The following is a 17864-nucleotide window of genomic DNA, read 5'->3' as shown; positions in this document are numbered from 1 at the left end:
GAGGCGTGATAGAGGCGTGCAAGCGGCTTTTTCTTATCGTTATGCCCCCACGTTAGCCGCTGATCACGCCTCAAGGCAAGCGACGGCTTTCGTCGAGCAGGGCCATGAAGGCTTTGGCCGCGTTGGACAGGGTACGTTCCTTGTGCAGGATGTAGCCGAGCCGCCGTTGCAGCTGGATGCCCGGCAGGGGCAGGCGTACCACCTGGTCGTCGAGCATGGTGCGTGGCAGCACGCTCCAGGCCAGGCCGATGGAGACCATCATCTTGATCGTCTCCAGGTAGTTGGTGCTCATGCCGATGTTCGGCGTCAGGCCCTGGGCGGCGAACAGGTTGTTGACGATGTGGTGGGTGAAGGTGTTGCCGCCGGGGAACACCGCCGGGTGCGGCGCCACGTCGGCCAGGGTCACGGCGCCGTTGCGCGCCAGCGGGTGCTCGGGGGCGGCGACGAAGTCCAGCGGATCGTTCCACACCGGCACCGCGTGCACCGGCTCGCGGGTCTCCGGGGCCAGGGTGATCACCGCCAGTTCGGCGCGGCCGTGGAGGATTTCCTCGTAGGCCACCTCGGAATCGAGGAACTGGATGTCCAGCGCCACCTGCGGATAGGCGCGGGTGAAGGTGCGCAGCAGGGGCGGCAGGCGGTGCAGGCCGATGTGGTGGCTGGTGGCCAGGGTCAGGCGGCCGCTGATCTCGCCGTTGAGGTTGGTCAAGGCGCGGCGGGTGTCGTCCAGTACGTTGAGGATCTGGTAGGCCCGTGGCAGCAGGGCGCGGCCGGCCTCGGTCAGGCTTACTTCGCGGCCCAGGCGGTCGAACAGGCGTACGCCGAGCTGCTGCTCCAGGCCGGCGATGCGCTTGCTCACGGCCGGCTGGGTCAGGTGCAGGCGTTCGGCGGCCTCGGAAAAGCTGCCGGCCTCGGCGATGGCGATGAAGGCGCTCAGGTTGGCCAGGTCCATATCGAATTCCAATCGGTTATGCAATGGATGAAAAATATGAATTTGAGTTATTCAAGGCAAGTCCTTAGCATCTCCACATCGGTAGAAGGGCTATAGATCCTTCACCTCCCGCACCGCTGATGAGGACCCTTTCGATGGCCGGCAAGACGCTCTACGACAAGCTCTGGGACATGCACGAGGTGAAGCGCCGCGACGATGGCTCGTCGCTGATCTACATCGATCGTCACATTCTCCACGAGGTGACCTCGCCCCAGGCCTTCGAGGGCCTGCGCCTGGCCGGGCGTCAGCCGTGGCGCATCGACGCCAACATCGCCACCCCGGACCACAACGTGCCGACCACCCGCGCCGAGCGCCAGGGCGGTCTGGAAGCCATCGTCGACGAGGTGTCGCGCATCCAGGTGCAGACCCTCGACGAGAACTGCGACGATTTCGGCATCCTCGAATTCAAGATGAACGACGTACGCCAGGGCATCGTCCACGTGGTCGGCCCGGAGCAGGGCGCTACCCTGCCGGGCATGACCGTGGTCTGCGGCGACTCGCACACCTCCACCCATGGCGCCTTCGGCGCACTGGCCCACGGCATCGGTACTTCCGAGGTCGAGCACGTGCTCGCTACCCAGTGCCTGGTGGCCAAGAAGATGAAGAACATGCAGGTGCGCGTCGAGGGCAAGCTGCCGTTCGGCGTCACCGCCAAGGACATCGTGCTCGCCGTGATCGGCAAGATCGGCACCGCCGGCGGCAACGGCCATGCCCTGGAGTTCGCCGGCAGCGCGATCCGCGACCTGTCGCTGGAAGGCCGTATGACCATCTGCAACATGTCGATCGAGGCCGGTGCCCGCGTGGGCATGGTGGCAGTGGACGAGAAGACCATCGAGTACGTCAAGGGCCGTCCGTTCTCGCCGCAGGGCGAGCAGTGGGAACAGGCCGTGGCGCAGTGGCGCGAACTGGTGTCGGATGCCGATGCGCATTTCGATACCGTGGTCGAGCTGCGGGCCGAGGACATCAAGCCGCAGGTCAGCTGGGGCACCTCGCCGGAGATGGTCCTGGCCGTCGACCAGAACGTGCCGGACCCGGCCGTCGAGGCCGACCCGGTCAAGCGCGACTCCATCGTCCGCGCCCTCAGGTACATGGGTCTGCAGGCCAACCAGCCGATCACCGATATCCAGCTGGACCGCGTGTTCATCGGTTCCTGCACCAACTCGCGGATCGAGGACCTGCGCGCCGCCGCCGAGGTGGCCAGGGGCCGCAAGGTCGCCGCCACCGTCAAGCAGGCGATGGTCGTGCCGGGCTCCGGCCTGGTCAAGGCGCAGGCCGAACAGGAAGGCCTGGACAAGATCTTCATCGAGGCCGGCTTCGAATGGCGTGAACCGGGCTGCTCCATGTGCCTGGCGATGAACCCGGACAAGCTGGGCAGCGGCGAGCATTGCGCCTCGACCTCCAACCGCAACTTCGAGGGTCGCCAGGGCGCCGGTGGGCGTACCCACCTGGTCAGCCCGGCCATGGCCGCGGCTGCGGCGGTGACCGGTCGCTTCGTCGACGTGCGCGAACTGATCCAGGCCTGAGGAGTTAGATAGATGAAAGCCTTCACCCAACACACCGGCCTGGTCTGCCCGCTCGATCGTGCCAACGTCGACACCGATCAGATCATTCCCAAGCAGTTCCTCAAGTCGATCAAGCGCAGCGGCTTCGGCCCCAACCTGTTCGACGAGTGGCGCTACCTGGACGTGGGCCAGCCCAACCAGGACAACTCCAAGCGCCCGGTGAACCAGGACTTCGTCCTGAACTTCCCGCGCTACCAGGGCGCCAGCGTGCTGCTGGCCCGCGAGAACTTCGGCTGCGGCTCTTCCCGCGAGCACGCGCCCTGGGCGCTGGAAGAGTACGGCTTCCGCACCATCATCGCGCCGAGCTACGCCGACATCTTTTTCAACAACAGCTTCAAGAACGGCCTGCTGCCGATCATCCTGACCGACGCGGAAGTCGACGAGCTGTTCCAGCAGGCCGAGGCCACCGAGGGCTACCAGCTGACCGTCGACCTGGCGGCGCAGACCGTGACCCGTCCGGACGGCAAGCAGTACGGCTTCGAGGTCGACGCCTTCCGCAAGCACTGCCTGCTCAACGGCCTGGACGACATCGGCCTGACCCTGCAGGACCAGGAAGCGATCAAGGCGTTCGAGGCCAAACACCAGCAGAACAGCCCCTGGCTGTTCGGCGCGATCAAGTAGGGTGCGCTGCGCGCACCGACCGACTGACCATTTGCACGGTGCGCATGGCGCACCCTACGGCGTATGAGGATGTGATGAGCAAGCAGATTCTGGTTCTCCCCGGCGACGGCATCGGCCCGGAAATCATGGCCGAGGCGGTCAAGGTCCTGAACCTGGCCAATGACAAATACAGCCTGGGCTTCGAGCTGTCCTTCGACGATCTGGGCGGCGCCGCCGTGGACAAGTACGGCGTGCCGCTGGCCGACGAGACCCTGGATCGCGCCCGCGCCGCCGATGCGGTGCTGCTCGGCGCCGTCGGCGGACCGAAGTGGGACAAGATCGACCCGGCCATCCGCCCCGAGCGCGGCCTGCTGAAGATCCGCTCGCAGCTCGGCCTGTTCGGCAACCTGCGTCCGGCCATCCTCTACCCGCAACTGGCCGAGGCCTCCAGCCTCAAGCCGGAAGTGGTCGCCGGCCTGGACATCCTCATCGTCCGCGAGCTGACCGGCGGTATCTACTTCGGCCAGCCGCGCGAGAGCAAGGTACTGGAGAACGGCGAGCGCATGGCCTACGACACCCTGCCGTACAGCGAGAGCGAGATTCGCCGCATCGCCAAGGTCGGCTTCGACATGGCCCGCGTGCGCGGCAAGAAGCTGTGCTCGGTGGACAAGGCCAACGTGCTGGCCTCCAGCCAGCTGTGGCGCGCCGTGGTCGAGGAAGTGGCCAAGGACTACCCGGACGTCGAGCTGTCGCACATGTACGTCGACAACGCCGCCATGCAACTGGTGCGCGCGCCCAAGCAGTTCGACGTGATCGTCACCGACAACATGTTCGGCGACATCCTGTCGGACGAGGCTTCCATGCTCACCGGCTCCATCGGCATGCTGCCGTCCGCCTCGCTGGACGCCAACAACAAGGGCATGTACGAGCCGTGCCACGGCTCCGCGCCGGACATCGCCGGCCAGGGCATCGCCAACCCGCTGGCGACCATCCTCTCGGTCTCGATGATGCTGCGCTACAGCTTCGGCCAGGCCGCGGCGGCCGACGCCATCGAACTGGCCGTGAGCAAGGTGCTGGACCAGGGCCTGCGCACCGGCGACATCTGGTCCGAGGGCAAGACCCGGGTCGGCACCGCCGCCATGGGCGACGCGGTAGTCGAAGCGCTGCGTAATCTGTAATCTGTCGGGCCCGCTGCGAGCAGCGGCCCCACTTCTCCATAGGGTGTAGTCGTTATGAAACGCGTAGGTCTGATCGGTTGGCGCGGTATGGTTGGTTCCGTGCTCATGCAGCGCATGCTGGAAGAGCGCGACTTCGACCTGATCGAGCCGGTGTTCTTCACCACCTCCAATGTTGGCGGCCAGGGGCCGGCGATTGGCAAGGACGTCGCCCCGCTGAAGGATGCCTACAGCATCGACGAGCTGAAGACCCTCGACGTGATCCTGACCTGCCAGGGCGGCGACTACACCAGCGAAGTCTTCCCCAAGCTGCGCGAAGCCGGCTGGAACGGCTACTGGATCGACGCGGCCTCCAGCCTGCGCATGGCCGACGACTCGGTGATCGTGCTCGACCCGGTCAACCGCCGGGTGATCGACCAGTCGCTGGACGCTGGCACCAAGAACTACATCGGCGGCAACTGCACCGTCAGCCTGATGCTGATGGCCCTGGGCGGCCTGTACGAGGCCGGCCTGGTCGAGTGGATGAGCGCCATGACCTACCAGGCGGCCTCCGGCGCCGGCGCGCAGAACATGCGCGAGCTGATCAGGCAGATGGGCGCGATCAATGCTTCCGTGGCCGATGACCTGGCCGACCCGGCCAGCGCCATCCTCGACATCGACCGCAAGGTCGCCGAGACCATGCGCGGCGAGGCTTTCCCGGTGGACAACTTCGGCGTGCCGCTGGCCGGCAGCCTGATTCCCTACATCGACAAGGAGCTGCCCAACGGCCAGAGCCGCGAAGAGTGGAAGGGCCAGGCGGAGACCAACAAGATCCTCGGTCGCTTCAAGAACCCGATCCCGGTGGACGGCCTGTGCGTGCGCATTGGCGCCATGCGCTGCCACAGCCAGGCGCTGACCATCAAGCTGAACAAGGATGTGCCGATGGGCGACATCGAAGGCCTGATCAGCCAGCACAACCCCTGGGTCAAGCTGGTGCCGAACACCCGCGAAGCCAGCATCCGCGACCTCGGCCCGACCGCCGTCACCGGCACCCTGAGCGTTCCGGTCGGTCGTCTGCGCAAGCTCAACATGGGCTCGCAGTACCTCGGCGCCTTCACCGTCGGCGACCAACTGCTGTGGGGTGCGGCCGAGCCGCTGCGCCGCATGCTGCGTATCCTGCTGGAGCGCTGATAGTCGCCGTGGCGCAAAGGGCCGGTCATAGACCGGCCCTTTTCGTTTGTCCGGCGGGCCGGGTAGAGTGCCGGTCCGCTTTTCTGTTCAAGGCTTTCCGATGTCCAAGACCTTCGATATAGCCGTCATCGGCGCCACTGGCACCGTCGGCGAAACCCTGGTGCAACTGCTGGAAGAGCGCGGATTTCCGGTCGCCACCCTGCATCTGCTGGCCGGCAATGCCTCAGCCGGCCAGGCCATGGCGTTCCGCGGCAAGAACCTGCGGGTGCGGGAACTGACCGATTTTGATTTCGCCCAGGTACAGCTGGCGTTCTTCGCGGCGGGCGAGGACGTTTCTCGGCAATACGGTGCCAGGGCGCATGCCGCTGGCTGTTCCATAATCGACCTTAGCGGTGGTCTGGAGCAGGCGCTGCCCGTGGTGCCGGAAGCCAATGCCGAGGCGCTGGTCGGCGCGAACGCTCCTTATCTGTTGGCCAGCCCGGCACCGGCCGCGACCGCCCTGGCCGCGGTACTGGCGCCATTGCGCTCCGCGCTCGGCCTGCGCAGGATCACCCTGACGGCGGCCCTGGCGGTTTCCAGCCTGGGGCGCGCTGGTGTCAGCGAACTGGCCCGGCAGACCACCGAGCTGCTCAACATGCGCCCGCTGGAGCCGCAGATGTTCGATCGCCAGGTCGCCTTCAACCTGCTGGCCCGGATCGGTGAGGAGGAGGGCGGTCATGCGCATCTGGAGCGGCGGATCGCGGCGGAGCTGAAACAGGTGCTGGCCGTCGATGGCCTGAAGGTATCCGTCACCTGCTGCGTCGCCCCGGTCTTCTTCGGCGACAGCCTGGCGGTGTCCGTGCAGACGGACGAACCGGTGGACCTGGCGGCGGTGGCGCAGCGGCTGGAGCGACAGCCGGGCATCGAATTGGTGGAGAGTGGCGACTATCCGACCGTCGTGGGAGATGCGGTGGGGCAGGATGAACTGTATGTTGGTCGCCTGCGCGCCGGCCTCGACGATCCCGCGGAGCTCAATTTGTGGATTGCGTCAGATAATGTGCGAAAAGGCTCGGCGCTCAATGCTGTGCAAATTGGCGAGTTGTTGATAAAACACTATCTGTAAAAGATACTTAGCCCCAAATTTGAAGAATTATTCTAGCTTGGCAATACTGTTTTGGTAGTTTCGCTGGCGGGGAACCGGCTCAGGCGGGTGCAGGCAGCGGGCTTCAGAATCGTCTCGTTTGACGAGAAAAAAAGATAAAACAAGGGATTACGCTATGGTTCGGGTTCGCAAACTGGTGCTGGCAATCGCAGCTGCTTCCGCGCTGACCTCGGGTACGGCACATGCGCTGGGGCTAGGGGAGATCGACCTGCAGTCCTCGCTGAGCCAGCCACTGGTGGCGGAGATCGAGCTGCTGGAGGTGCGTGATCTGTCTCAGGCGGAGGTGAAACCCAGCCTCGCATCGCCGGATGAATTCAACAAGGCGGGCGTCGAGCGTCAGTATTTCCTGACCGACCTCAAGTTCACGCCGATCATCAAGCCCAACGGCAGGAGCGTGATTCGCATCACCTCGACCAAGCCGGTGCGCGAGCCCTACGTCAACTTCCTGGTCGAAGTGCTGTGGCCCAATGGCCGCCTGCTGCGCGAATACACCCTGCTGCTCGACCCGCCGATGTACTCGCCGTCGCCGGTGCTGACCGCGCCGCGCCTGCCGGTGGCGGCCGCTCCCGCACCGCGTCCGCAGGCCGCCGCACCCGTGCCGCGCCCCGTAACCCCTTCCGCCAGCGCCCCGGTTCGCCCGGCCGCTCCTCCGGCCCCTGCCGCGGCTGCCGCTCCGGCGCCGGCTGCAGCCCCCGCCGCCCGGATCGACGGTGACCAGTACAAGACCACCTCCAACGATACCCTCTGGGAAATCGCCCAGCGCAGCCGCCAGGGTGGCTCCGTTCACCAGGCCATGCTGGCCATTCAGGACCTGAACCCGGATGCGTTCCTCGGCGGCAACATCAACCGCCTGAAGAGCGGCCAGGTGCTGCGCCTGCCGACCGATGCCCAGGTCAAGAGCCGCAGCCAGTCGGAAGCCCTGGCCCAGGTCTCCGAGCAGAACAATGCCTGGCGCGAAGGGCGTAGCGTCGCAGCCGGCGGTGCTCGCCAGCTGGATGCCACCAAGCGCGATACCGCCGGTGCCGCTCCGGCCAAGGCCGACGCGAAGGACAATCTGAAACTGGTTGCCGCCGACGGCGGCAAGTCTACCGCGGGCAGCGACGCCGGAACCGGCAACAGCAAGGCGCTCAGCGACCAGCTGGCCGTTACCAAGGAAAGCCTGGACTCCAGCCGTCGCGAGAGCGAAGAGCTGAAGGGGCGCCTGTCCGATCTGCAGAGCCAGTTGGACAAGGCCCAGCGTCTGATCGAACTCAAGGACAGCCAGCTGGCCAAGCTGCAGGCCGATCTGGCACAGCAGAACAATGCCGCCGCGACGCCGGCACAGCCTGCCGCTCCCGCCGTCCCGTCCCAGCCGGCGGCCGAGGCTCCGGCAGCACCGGTCGCGCCGGTCGTAGAGCCCAAGCCCGCGGAAGTCCCACCGGCCGAAGCCAAGCCGGCGGAGCCCGCGCCTGCGGATGCGATCCCGACCGAGAAGCCGGCGAGCCCGGACTTCAACTACGAGGAATCGGCCCCAAAGCCCACGCCGGCTGAGCCGGCTGCCCAGGCGCCTGCCACCCAGCCGGCCACTCCGGCGGTTGCACCTCAGCCGGCCCCGCCCGCCAAGCCTGCCCAGGCGCCGAAGCCTGCCGCGCCGGTGGCTCAGACGCCCGCGCCACAAAGCATGCTCGACGAAGTGCTGGGCAACCCCATGCTGCTCGGCGCCATCGGTGGCGGTGCGCTGCTGGTGCTGCTGCTGGGGCTGATGATGCTTTCTCGTCGCAACGCGATGAAGGAAGCGGAACTGCAGAACAGCCTCGCGCCGCAGGACGATAGCCCCACCTTCGCCAACGAAATGGACCTGCCGGACGACAGCTTCGCCGGTCTGGACGATACCGCCAGCGACGCCACGCTGCGCGATCAGGCCGAAGAGCGCGTTGCACCGCAGACCGCCGATGCACTGGGCGAGGCGGACATCTATATCGCCTACGGCAAGTTCAGCCAGGCCGCCGAGCTGCTGCACAACGCCATCAACGATGAGCCGCATCGCAGCGACTTGCGCCTGAAACTCATGGAAGTCTACGCCGAGCTGGGCGACCGTGAAGGCTTTGCCCGCCAGGAGCAGGAGCTGCGCGAGATCGGCGGCTCCGCCGGTGCCATCGATCAGCTGAAGGCCCGCTACCCGGCCATGGCGCTGGCCGCTGCCGCAGCTGCAGGTGGCGTCGCCGCTGCCGACGCGCTGGATGACTTCAGCCTGGACGATCTGACCCTGGACGAGCCGGCTGCCAAGCCTGCCGCCGCGGATGACTCCTTCGACCTGAGCCTGGACGACCTCGATGTCGCTCTCGACGAGCCGGCCGCTCCTGCTGCTCCGCTCGCCGAAACCGGCTTCGACGACCTGGAGCTGGATTCCAGCTTCGGCCTCGATGCGCCGTCCGCCCCGGCAAGCTCCACTGCCGGCAGCGACATGGACTTCGATCTCGACCTGGGCGGTGACAGCGCGAGCACCAGCGACAGCCTCTCGCTCGACGATGATCTGGCCGACTTCAGCCTGGATCTGGAGGCCGAAAGCAAGCCGTCCGTGGCCGCCCCCGAGGACGACTTCATGCTGAGCCTGGACGACGAGCCGCTGGTTTCCGAGGCGCCGGGTGCGGCGACCGATCTGGACATGCCGGCCGACTTCGACCTGTCGTTGGCCGACGAGGCGCCGGTCGCGCCGGCCGAAGACAGCTTCGCCGCGCAACTGGACGAAGTGTCCGCCGAACTGGACGACCTGAGCAGCGACCTCTCCGCCGATCTGCCGGCCGCCCAGCCGGAAGCCTCCTCTACCGCAGCAGGGCTGGATGTGGACGACGATTTCGACTTCCTCTCGGGCACCGACGAAACCGCCACCAAATTGGACCTGGCGCGGGCCTACATCGACATGGGCGACAGTGAAGGCGCCCGCGACATCCTCGACGAAGTGATCGCCGAGGGCAGCGACGGCCAGCAGCAGGAAGCGCGCGAGCTGATCGCCAAACTGAGCTGATCCATGTCCGAAGCAATACCCTCAGGGGCGGCCGAAGTGGCCGCCCCTGGCGTTTTCAGAATCGCCCTTGGCGTGGAATACAAGGGCACCCGCTACCGTGGCTGGCAGCGCCAGGATAATGGCGTGCCGACGGTGCAGGAGTCGCTGGAAAAGGCCCTGTCCCAGGTTGCAGACGAGCCGATCGGCCTGATGTGCGCTGGGCGTACCGATGCCGGTGTGCATGCCAGCGGCCAGGTGGCCCATTTCGACACGCGCGCCGAGCGTCCGCTCAAGGCCTGGGTGATGGGGGCCAACGCCAACCTGCCTGCCGATATCAGCGTGACCTGGGCCAGGGTCATGCCGGCGCATTTTCATTCCCGCTTCAAGGCCTGTGCCCGGCGCTACCGCTACGTGATCTACAACGACCATATCCGCCCAGCGCATATGGCCCAGGAGGTCACCTGGAATCACCGCCCGCTGGAGGTGGCGCGGATGCGCGAGGCGGCGCGTCTGCTGGCCGGCACCCATGACTTCACCTCGTTCCGCGCGGTGCAGTGCCAGGCCAAGTCGCCGGTGAAGACGGTGCATCACCTCGAAGTGATCGAGCATGGCCGCTTCATCGTCATCGACGTGCGTGCCAATGCCTTCCTCCATCACATGGTGCGCAATTTCGCCGGGGTGCTGATGACCATAGGCGCGGGCGAGCGCGATCCGTCCTGGGTGAACGACATACTGGCGGCGCGGGACCGCCGCGCCGGCGGGATCACGGCCCACCCCTATGGCCTCTATCTGGTGCAGGTCGAATATCCCGAGGAGTTCGAGCTGCCGCAGCGCTACCTGGGGCCGCATTTCCTTTCCGCGTTGCCGCAAGACTTCGGCTGAAACTGCCCCGAGGCTTTGTTACCATCCAAGTCCGTTTTTCAGAAGGTGCCAGCAGGTTGACAGCCATTCGCGTCAAAATCTGTGGAATCACCCGGGTCGAGGATGCCCTGGCCGCCGCCGCGGCCGGCGCCGACGCCATCGGGCTGGTTTTCTATGCCAGGAGCCCTCGCGCGGTCGACGTCGAGCAGGCGCGGGCGATCATCGCCGCGCTGCCGCCTTTCGTGACCACGGTCGGCCTGTTCGTCGATATGGAGCGCACCGAACTCGAAAGGCTCCTCGCCAGCGTGCCGCTCGACCTGCTGCAGTTCCATGGCGACGAGTCGCCCGAACAATGCGAAGGGTTCAACCGTCCCTATATCAAGGCCTTGCGGGTGAAGGCGGGCGATGATATCGCCGCCTGTGTGGATCGCTATCCGGGCGCCAGCGGCATATTGCTGGACACCTATGTGGAGGGCGTGCCGGGCGGAACCGGTGCCGCCTTCGACTGGTCCCTGGTGCCGCAGACGCTGAGCAAGCCGGTGATCCTCGCCGGCGGGCTTCATTCCGATAACGTCGCCTCGGCGGTGGCCCGGGTGCGTCCCTATGCGGTGGATGTCAGCGGCGGGGTGGAGGCGAGCAAGGGCATCAAGGATGCGGAAAGGATCGGCGCGTTCATTCGCGCGGCGCGCGGCGGTTGATGTGACGACGGCCGGATGCCTGCCGTCCATAAGCCATTGTGCCCCCGCCGGAGGGCGGCGACAGCCGCCGACGGCCTGAATCAGACTCGCCCGGGCCGCCGAAGGCCCTGCAACAGTTACGGAGAGCAAGCATGAGCAACTGGTTGAGAGACAAGCTGATCCCTTCGATCATGCGTTCCGAGGTCAAGAAGAGCTCGGTGCCCGAAGGGCTCTGGCACAAGTGTCCGTCCTGCGATGCCGTGCTCTATCGCCCCGAGCTGGAAAAGACCCTCGACGTCTGCCCCAAGTGCAACCACCACATGCGCATCAATGCCCGCGCCCGCCTGGACCTGTTCCTCGACGAGGACGGCCGCGAGGAGCTGGGGGCCGAGCTGGAGCCGGTGGACCGCCTGAAATTCCGCGACAGCAAGAAGTACAAGGACCGCCTTGCCGGCGCGCAGAAGGAAACCGGCGAGAAGGACGCGCTCATCTCCATGAGCGGCAAGCTGCAGGGCATGCCCGTGGTGGCCTGTGCCTTCGAGTTCAGCTTCATGGGCGGCTCCATGGGCGCCATCGTCGGCGAGCGCTTCGTGCGTGCCGCCAACGTCGCCCTGGAACAGCGTTGTCCGCTGGTGTGCTTCGCCGCCTCGGGTGGTGCGCGCATGCAGGAGGCGCTGATCTCCCTGATGCAGATGGCCAAGACCAGTGCCGTGCTGGCGCGCCTGCGCGAGGAGGGGATTCCCTTCATCTCCGTGCTGACCGACCCGGTCTACGGTGGCGTTTCCGCCAGCCTGGCCATGCTCGGTGACGTGATCGTCGCCGAGCCGCGCGCGCTGATCGGCTTCGCCGGCCCGCGGGTGATCGAGCAGACCGTGCGCGAGAAGCTGCCGGAAGGCTTCCAGCGCAGCGAGTTCCTGCTGGAGCATGGCGCGATCGACATGATCATCCACCGCAGCGAGCTGCGTCCGCGCCTGGCGCGCCTGCTGGCGCAGCTACAGCACCTGCCGACCCCGTCTTCGATCCCGGTCGCGGCTCCGGTCTCGGCCAGCGCATGAGTCGATCCCTCGCCGACTGGCTGAGCTACCTGGAGCAGCTGCACCCCAGCGCCATCGACATGGGGCTGGAGCGTTCGCACGAGGTGGCCCGCCGGCTCGGCCTGGGCAAGCCGGCGCCGCTGGTGATCACGGTCACCGGTACCAACGGCAAGGGGTCCACCTGTGCCTTCGTGGCTTCCCTGCTGCGCGAGCAGGGGCTCAGGGTCGGCGTCTACAGCTCCCCCCATCTGCTGCGCTACAACGAGCGCGTCCAGCTCGAGGGCCGTGATGCCTCCGACGAGGAGCTGTGCGAGGCGTTCGCCGTGGTCGAAGCCGGGCGTGGCGAGATTTCCCTGACCTATTTCGAGATGGGCACCCTGGCGGCCTTCTGGCTGTTCGAGCGCGCCGCCCTGGATGCGGTGGTGCTGGAGGTCGGCCTGGGCGGTCGGCTGGACGCGGTCAACTTGGTCGATGCCGACCTGGCGCTGGTCACTAGCATCGGCCTCGATCATGCCGACTGGCTCGGCGATACCCGCGAGTCGGTGGCCTTCGAGAAGGCCGGCATCCTGCGCCAGGACAAGCCCGCCCTGTGCGGCGATCTCGACCCGCCCCTGCCGTTGCTGCAGAAGGTCGCCGAGCTGGATTGCCCGCTGTTTCTGCGTGGGCGCGACTACGATCTGGCCGTGCGTGGCGATGGCTGGGACTGGCGAGGGCTCACGGCGACCGGCCAGGTGCTGGAGCTGCATGGCCTGCCGCTGCTCGACCTGCCCATGGAGAACGCGGCCCTGGCCCTGCAGGCCTATGCGGCGCTGGGCCTGGCCTGGCAGCCGGAGCGTCTGGCTGCGGCGTTGCAGCGTACCCGGGTGACCGGTCGCCTGGATGTGCGGCGGCTGAACTGGCAGGGCAAGGCGCTGACGCTGCTGCTGGACGTCGGACACAACCCTCACGCCGCCGAGTATCTGGCGTCGCGGCTGGCGGCACGTCCGCTGCAAGGGCAGCGTCTCGCGGTGTTCGGCCTGCTGACCGACAAGGATCTGGGCGGCGTGCTGGCGCCGCTGCAGCTGGAAGTGCAGGACTGGGCGGTGGCGCCGCTGGACAGTCCGCGTTCGCGTCCGGCCGGTGAACTTGAGGCGGCGCTGCGCAACCTGGGCGCGGAGGTGCATGCCTGCGCCTGCGTGGCAGAGGCTTTGCTGGTACAGTGTGGCCGGGCGAGCGAGGGGGACGAGATCCTCGTGTTCGGATCTTTCTATTGCGTGGCCGAGGCCCTGGAGTGGCTCGGCCAACAGGCGGAGGCAAGCGATGGCAGTGCTGGATAAGGGGCTCAAGCAGCGTATCGTCGGCGCACTGGTGCTGGTGGCTCTTGCGGTGATCTTCCTGCCCATGCTGTTTTCCCGTGAAGACGAGATGCGCCAGGTCACGGTGAACGCGCCGGCGATGCCGGAAAGACCAGCCATGCCTGAGGTGGCGATGGACCCGGTGGTGGTGCCCGAGCCGGTGCCTGAGGACGAGGTGCCGCCGGTGGAGCCGGTGCCGCAGACGCCCAGCGAGCCGATCACCGCACTGCCGACCCAGCCCGTCGCCGAGCCCAAGGCCCAGCCTCAGGCCCAACCGCAGCAGCCCGCGGCCACCCCGGCGCCGGCGCAAGCCCAGGCTCCAGCCGCGCAGAAGCCGGCCAGCGGCCTGGATGCCAGCAATCTGCCGGTCAGCTGGTCGGTGCAGCTGGCCAGCCTGTCCAGCCGCGCCGGCGCCGAGAAGCTGCAGCAGACCCTGCGCAGCGGCGGCTACAACGCCTATATCCGCACCTTCGACGGGATGAACCGGGTGTTCGTCGGCCCCGTCATCGAGCGCGCCGAGGCCGATCGCCTGCGCGACCAGCTCAACCGCCAGCAGAATCTCAAGGGTTTCGTGGTGCGCTTTCAGCCGGAAAAAGGCTGACCGGTTCCATCGCGGTATGCCGGCCCGGCTTACCGGGCCGGGTTCGCTCTGCTAGAATTCGCCGCCTTTCCCGTCTGTAGGCAGCAACGTGGCATTCACTTGGGTCGATTGGGCGATCATCGCCGTCATCGCCATTTCCAGTTTGATCAGCCTGCGCCGCGGCTTCTTCAAGGAAGCCCTGTCACTGCTGACCTGGATCGTCGCCGGCGTGGTCGCCTGGATGTTCGGCGGCGCCCTGTCGCAGCACCTGACGGATTTCGTCGAGACGCCGTCGATGCGCGTCATCGCGGCCTGCGCCATTCTCTTCGTGCTGACCCTGCTGGTCGGCGCGCTGATCAATTTCCTCATCGGTGAGCTGATCCGGGTGACCGGCCTGTCGGGCACCGATCGTTTTCTCGGCATGGTCTTCGGCGCGGCGCGCGGGGCCCTGCTGGTAGTGGTACTGGTGGGGCTGGCAAGCCTGGCGCCGGTGCAACAGGATCAGTGGTGGCAGCAGTCGACCCTGCTGCCGCATTTTCTGATGGTGGCGGACTGGTCGAAGAACCTCATCCTGAGCCTGACCAGTCAGTGGCTCGCCAGCGGCATCACGGATACGCCCGAGCTGCCGTTCAAGGAGGCGTTCTCGCAGCCTAAACTGCCTGAGAGCCTGTAGTTTTCCGATTCACAACACAGAGGTTGCGTCACATGTGCGGCATCGTCGGTATCGTCGGTAAGTCCAACGTCAATCAGTCCCTGTACGACGCGCTTACCGTGCTCCAGCATCGCGGCCAGGACGCTGCCGGCATCGTCACCAGCCACGACGGACGACTGTTCCTGCGCAAGGACAACGGCCTGGTGCGCGATGTCTTCCAGCAGCGCCACATGCAGCGCCTGGTGGGCAACGTCGGCATCGGCCACGTGCGCTATCCCACCGCCGGCAGCTCCAGTTCCGCCGAGGCGCAGCCGTTCTACGTCAACTCGCCCTACGGCATCACTCTGGCGCACAACGGCAACCTGACCAACGTCGAGCAGCTGTCGCGCGAGATCTACGAATCCGACCTGCGCCACGTGAACACCAATTCCGACTCGGAAGTGCTGCTCAACGTGTTCGCCCACGAGCTGGCGGTGCGCGGCAAGCTGCAGCCCACCGAGGAAGACGTGTTCGCCGCCGTCGCCGGCGTGCATGCCCGCTGCCGTGGCGGCTACGCGGTGGTGGCGATGATCACCGGCTACGGCGTGGTCGGCTTCCGCGACCCGCATGCGATCCGCCCGATCGTGTTCGGCCAGCGCCACACCGACGAGGGCGTGGAATACATGATCGCCTCCGAGAGCGTGGCCCTCGACGTGCTGGGCTTCAGCCCGATCCGCGACCTGGCCCCGGGCGAGGCGGTGTACATCACCGAGGACGGTAAGCTGCACACCCGCCAGTGCGCGGAGAACCCGCAGTACTCGCCGTGCATCTTCGAGCACGTCTACCTGGCCCGCCCGGACTCGCTGATGGACGGCGTGTCGGTGTACAAGGCGCGCCTGCGCATGGGCGAGAAGCTGGCCGAGAAGATCCAGCGCGAGCGCCCGGACCACGACATCGACGTGGTCATCCCGATCCCGGACACCAGCCGCACTTCCGCCCTGGAGCTGGCCAACCACCTGGGCGTGAAGTTCCGCGAGGGCTTCGTCAAGAACCGCTACATCGGCCGCACCTTCATCATGCCGGGTCAGGCGGCGCGCAAGAAGTCGGTGCGCCAGAAGCTCAATGCCATCGAACTGGAGTTCCGCGGCAAGAACGTGATGCTGGTGGACGACTCCATCGTCCGCGGCACCACCTGCAAGCAGATCATCCAGATGGCCCGCGAGGCCGGCGCCAAGAACGTCTACTTCTGCTCGGCGGCCCCGGCGGTGCGCTACCCGAACGTGTACGGCATCGACATGCCGAGCGCCCACGAGCTGATCGCCCATGGTCGCAGCACCGAGGAAGTGGCCGAGCTGATCGGCGCCGACTGGCTGATCTACCAGGACCTCGACGACCTGAAGGAGGCCGTCGGTGGTGGCAAGGTCAAGATCGAGCATTTCGACTGTGCGGTGTTCGACGGCCAGTACGTTACCGGCGACGTCAACGAGCACTACCTGAACAAGATCGAGCAGGCGCGCAACGACGCGGCCAAGGCGGGCGGTCCGGCTGTCAGCGCCATCATCGATCTGCACAGCGACTGATGCCTGGGCGGCCCTTGGCCCGGAGGCGATCCGGGGGAGGGCGGCGCGGGATTCCCGGAGCGCATCCGGGCCACGTTTTTCATGAGGTAGCGATATGACGCAGGAATGGGATGCCGGTCGCCTGGACAGCGATCTCGAAGGCGTCGGCTTCGACACCCTGGCGGTGCGCGCCGGCCAGCACCGTTCGCCGGAGGGCGAGCACGGCGAGGCCATGTTCCTCACCTCCAGCTACGTGTTCCGCAGCGCCGCCGACGCCGCCGCGCGCTTTGCCGGCGAGGTGCCGGGCAACGTCTACTCGCGCTACACCAACCCCACCGTGCGTGCCTTCGAGGAGCGCATCGCCGCGCTGGAAGGCGCCGAGCAGGCGGTGGCCACCGCTTCCGGCATGGCCGCGATCCTGGCCATCGTGATGAGCCAGTGCAGCGCCGGCGACCACGTGCTGGTGTCGCGCAGCGTGTTCGGCTCGACCATCAGTCTGTTCGAGAAGTACCTGAAGCGCTTCGGCATCGAGGTGGACTATCCGCCGCTGGCCGACCTGGCTGGTTGGGAAGCGGCGTTCAAGCCGATCACCAAGTTGCTGTTCGTCGAGTCGCCGTCCAACCCGCTGGCCGAGCTGGTCGACATCGCCGCCCTGGCCGAGATCGCCCATGCCCGCAAGGCGCTGCTGGTGGTGGACAACTGCTTCTGCACGCCGGCGCTGCAGCAGCCGCTGAAGCTGGGCGCGGACATCGTCATGCACTCGGCGACCAAGTACATCGACGGCCAGGGCCGCGGCCTGGGCGGCGTGGTGGTCGGGCGCAAGGCCGAGATGGAGGCGGTCGTGGGCTTCCTGCGCACGGCCGGCCCGACCCTCAGCCCGTTCAATGCCTGGATGTTCCTCAAGGGCCTGGAGACCCTGCGCGTGCGCATGCACGCCCACAGCGCCAGCGCCCTGGAACTGGCCCAGTGGCTGGAGACCCAGCCGGGCATCGAGCGGGTCTACTATGCCGGCCTGCCGAGCCACCCGCAGCACGAGCTGGCTAAACGTCAGCAGAGTGCCTTCGGCGCGGTGGTGAGCTTCGAGGTCAAGGGCGGCAAGGAAGCGGCGTGGCGTTTCATCGACGCCACCCGGGTGATCTCGATCACCACCAACCTGGGCGACACCAAGACCACCATCGCCCATCCGGCGACCACCTCCCACGGTCGCCTGTCGCCGCAGGAGCGAGCCAATGCCGGCATCCGCGACAACCTGATCCGCGTCGCCGTGGGCCTGGAAGACCTGGCGGACCTCAAGGCCGACCTGGCCCGCGGATTGGCCGCACTGTGAAACGAACAACGCCGCTTCCAAGCGGCGTTTTTCATGGTGCTGTCTGCGCAATGTGCTGCACGCCTGCCGGTGCCTTCCCGTAGGCGCGAACGCTGCTTGCAAATGAGGCCCTAAGGAGCTTCGCGAGCTACAAGGATCAAGAGCCGATCCTGGAGCCTGTTCGCGAATCTTTCAGGCTGCACGATTTCCCGTCAGTACATATCCTTCGGACCCGTCACCCCGGCGCAGGCCGGAGTCCAGGG

15 protein-coding genes are annotated in these 17864 nt (G+C 66.7%); 14 read left to right on the top strand and 1 reads right to left on the bottom strand.

What is annotated here, in order from left to right; translation table 11 throughout:
• Positions 1-70: 70 nt before the first annotated feature.
• Entirely contained in the window at positions 71-949 is an 879-nt protein-coding gene (locus N5D30_RS07570; protein WP_279908442.1) for a LysR family transcriptional regulator, read from the bottom strand.
• 134 nt (positions 950-1083) lie between these two features.
• On the opposite strand from N5D30_RS07570, the gene leuC reads away from it, so the two are divergent.
• From leuC to N5D30_RS07500, 14 genes are all read left to right on the top strand, one after another.
• The gene (leuC, locus tag N5D30_RS07565) at positions 1084-2511 is read left to right on the top strand and encodes a 3-isopropylmalate dehydratase large subunit (RefSeq protein WP_279908441.1); all 1428 of its coding nucleotides are present in this window, start codon (positions 1084-1086) and stop codon (positions 2509-2511) included.
• Between the two features lie 12 nt (positions 2512-2523).
• Positions 2524-3171 (top strand): 3-isopropylmalate dehydratase small subunit, encoded by a 648-nt coding sequence (leuD, locus tag N5D30_RS07560; RefSeq protein ID WP_220813315.1) that lies wholly within the window; start codon positions 2524-2526, stop codon positions 3169-3171.
• 74 nt (positions 3172-3245) lie between these two features.
• A complete protein-coding gene (gene leuB, locus N5D30_RS07555; protein WP_220813314.1) occupies positions 3246-4328 on the top strand; it encodes a 3-isopropylmalate dehydrogenase in 1083 nt (360 codons plus the stop codon).
• Positions 4329-4382: 54 nt separating this feature from the next.
• The gene (gene asd, locus N5D30_RS07550; RefSeq protein ID WP_279902195.1) at positions 4383-5495 is read left to right on the top strand and encodes an aspartate-semialdehyde dehydrogenase; all 1113 of its coding nucleotides are present in this window, start codon (positions 4383-4385) and stop codon (positions 5493-5495) included.
• Positions 5496-5595: 100 nt separating this feature from the next.
• Positions 5596-6597: an aspartate-semialdehyde dehydrogenase gene (locus tag N5D30_RS07545; RefSeq protein ID WP_279908439.1), complete on the top strand. Its 1002-nt coding sequence runs from the start codon at positions 5596-5598 to the stop codon at positions 6595-6597.
• Positions 6598-6751: 154 nt separating this feature from the next.
• Positions 6752-9640: a FimV/HubP family polar landmark protein gene (locus N5D30_RS07540; RefSeq protein ID WP_279908438.1), complete on the top strand. Its 2889-nt coding sequence runs from the start codon at positions 6752-6754 to the stop codon at positions 9638-9640.
• Positions 9641-9643: 3 nt separating this feature from the next.
• Positions 9644-10501 (top strand): tRNA pseudouridine(38-40) synthase TruA, encoded by an 858-nt coding sequence (gene truA / locus N5D30_RS07535; RefSeq protein ID WP_279908437.1) that lies wholly within the window; start codon positions 9644-9646, stop codon positions 10499-10501.
• Positions 10502-10557: 56 nt separating this feature from the next.
• A complete protein-coding gene (locus N5D30_RS07530; protein WP_279908436.1) occupies positions 10558-11178 on the top strand; it encodes a phosphoribosylanthranilate isomerase in 621 nt (206 codons plus the stop codon).
• A gap of 131 nt (positions 11179-11309) precedes the next feature.
• The gene (gene accD, locus N5D30_RS07525; protein WP_279908435.1) at positions 11310-12212 is read left to right on the top strand and encodes an acetyl-CoA carboxylase, carboxyltransferase subunit beta; all 903 of its coding nucleotides are present in this window, start codon (positions 11310-11312) and stop codon (positions 12210-12212) included.
• A complete protein-coding gene (gene folC, locus N5D30_RS07520; protein ID WP_279908434.1) occupies positions 12209-13507 on the top strand; it encodes a bifunctional tetrahydrofolate synthase/dihydrofolate synthase in 1299 nt (432 codons plus the stop codon). The genes accD and folC overlap by 4 nt, the downstream gene beginning before the upstream one ends.
• Complete coding sequence (locus N5D30_RS07515) at positions 13491-14126, top strand: SPOR domain-containing protein (protein WP_279908433.1); 636 nt, start codon at positions 13491-13493, stop codon at positions 14124-14126. The genes folC and N5D30_RS07515 overlap by 17 nt, the downstream gene beginning before the upstream one ends.
• Positions 14127-14214: 88 nt before the next feature.
• Complete coding sequence (locus N5D30_RS07510; RefSeq protein ID WP_220813305.1) at positions 14215-14778, top strand: CvpA family protein; 564 nt, start codon at positions 14215-14217, stop codon at positions 14776-14778.
• A gap of 32 nt (positions 14779-14810) precedes the next feature.
• On the top strand, positions 14811-16316 hold the full coding sequence (gene purF / locus N5D30_RS07505; protein WP_279908431.1) for an amidophosphoribosyltransferase: 1506 nt from the start codon (positions 14811-14813) through the stop codon (positions 16314-16316).
• A gap of 94 nt (positions 16317-16410) precedes the next feature.
• Complete coding sequence (locus N5D30_RS07500) at positions 16411-17622, top strand: O-succinylhomoserine sulfhydrylase (RefSeq protein WP_279908429.1); 1212 nt, start codon at positions 16411-16413, stop codon at positions 17620-17622.
• Positions 17623-17864 lie beyond the last annotated feature (242 nt).

Source organism: Pseudomonas sp. GD03875 (genome assembly GCF_029840585.1).
GTDB classification, from domain to species: domain Bacteria; phylum Pseudomonadota; class Gammaproteobacteria; order Pseudomonadales; family Pseudomonadaceae; genus Aquipseudomonas; species Aquipseudomonas paralcaligenes.
Note: the sequence above shows the minus strand (reverse complement) of the source record. Positions and strands in the feature narration are given on the sequence as shown.

Excerpts from the sequence above, each read along its gene's own strand:
- N5D30_RS07570 (WP_279908442.1), bottom strand. The coding sequence starts at position 949 with ATGGACCTGGCCAACCTGAGCGCCTTCATCGCCATCGCCGAGGCCGGC.
- leuC (WP_279908441.1), top strand. The coding sequence starts at position 1,084 with ATGGCCGGCAAGACGCTCTACGACAAGCTCTGGGACATGCACGAGGTG.
- leuD (WP_220813315.1), top strand. The coding sequence starts at position 2,524 with ATGAAAGCCTTCACCCAACACACCGGCCTGGTCTGCCCGCTCGATCGT.
- leuB (WP_220813314.1), top strand. The coding sequence starts at position 3,246 with ATGAGCAAGCAGATTCTGGTTCTCCCCGGCGACGGCATCGGCCCGGAA.
- asd (WP_279902195.1), top strand. The coding sequence starts at position 4,383 with ATGAAACGCGTAGGTCTGATCGGTTGGCGCGGTATGGTTGGTTCCGTG.
- N5D30_RS07545 (WP_279908439.1), top strand. The coding sequence starts at position 5,596 with ATGTCCAAGACCTTCGATATAGCCGTCATCGGCGCCACTGGCACCGTC.
- N5D30_RS07540 (WP_279908438.1), top strand. The coding sequence starts at position 6,752 with ATGGTTCGGGTTCGCAAACTGGTGCTGGCAATCGCAGCTGCTTCCGCG.
- truA (WP_279908437.1), top strand. The coding sequence starts at position 9,644 with ATGTCCGAAGCAATACCCTCAGGGGCGGCCGAAGTGGCCGCCCCTGGC.
- accD (WP_279908435.1), top strand. The coding sequence starts at position 11,310 with ATGAGCAACTGGTTGAGAGACAAGCTGATCCCTTCGATCATGCGTTCC.
- folC (WP_279908434.1), top strand. The coding sequence starts at position 12,209 with ATGAGTCGATCCCTCGCCGACTGGCTGAGCTACCTGGAGCAGCTGCAC.
- N5D30_RS07515 (WP_279908433.1), top strand. The coding sequence starts at position 13,491 with ATGGCAGTGCTGGATAAGGGGCTCAAGCAGCGTATCGTCGGCGCACTG.
- purF (WP_279908431.1), top strand. The coding sequence starts at position 14,811 with ATGTGCGGCATCGTCGGTATCGTCGGTAAGTCCAACGTCAATCAGTCC.
- N5D30_RS07500 (WP_279908429.1), top strand. The coding sequence starts at position 16,411 with ATGACGCAGGAATGGGATGCCGGTCGCCTGGACAGCGATCTCGAAGGC.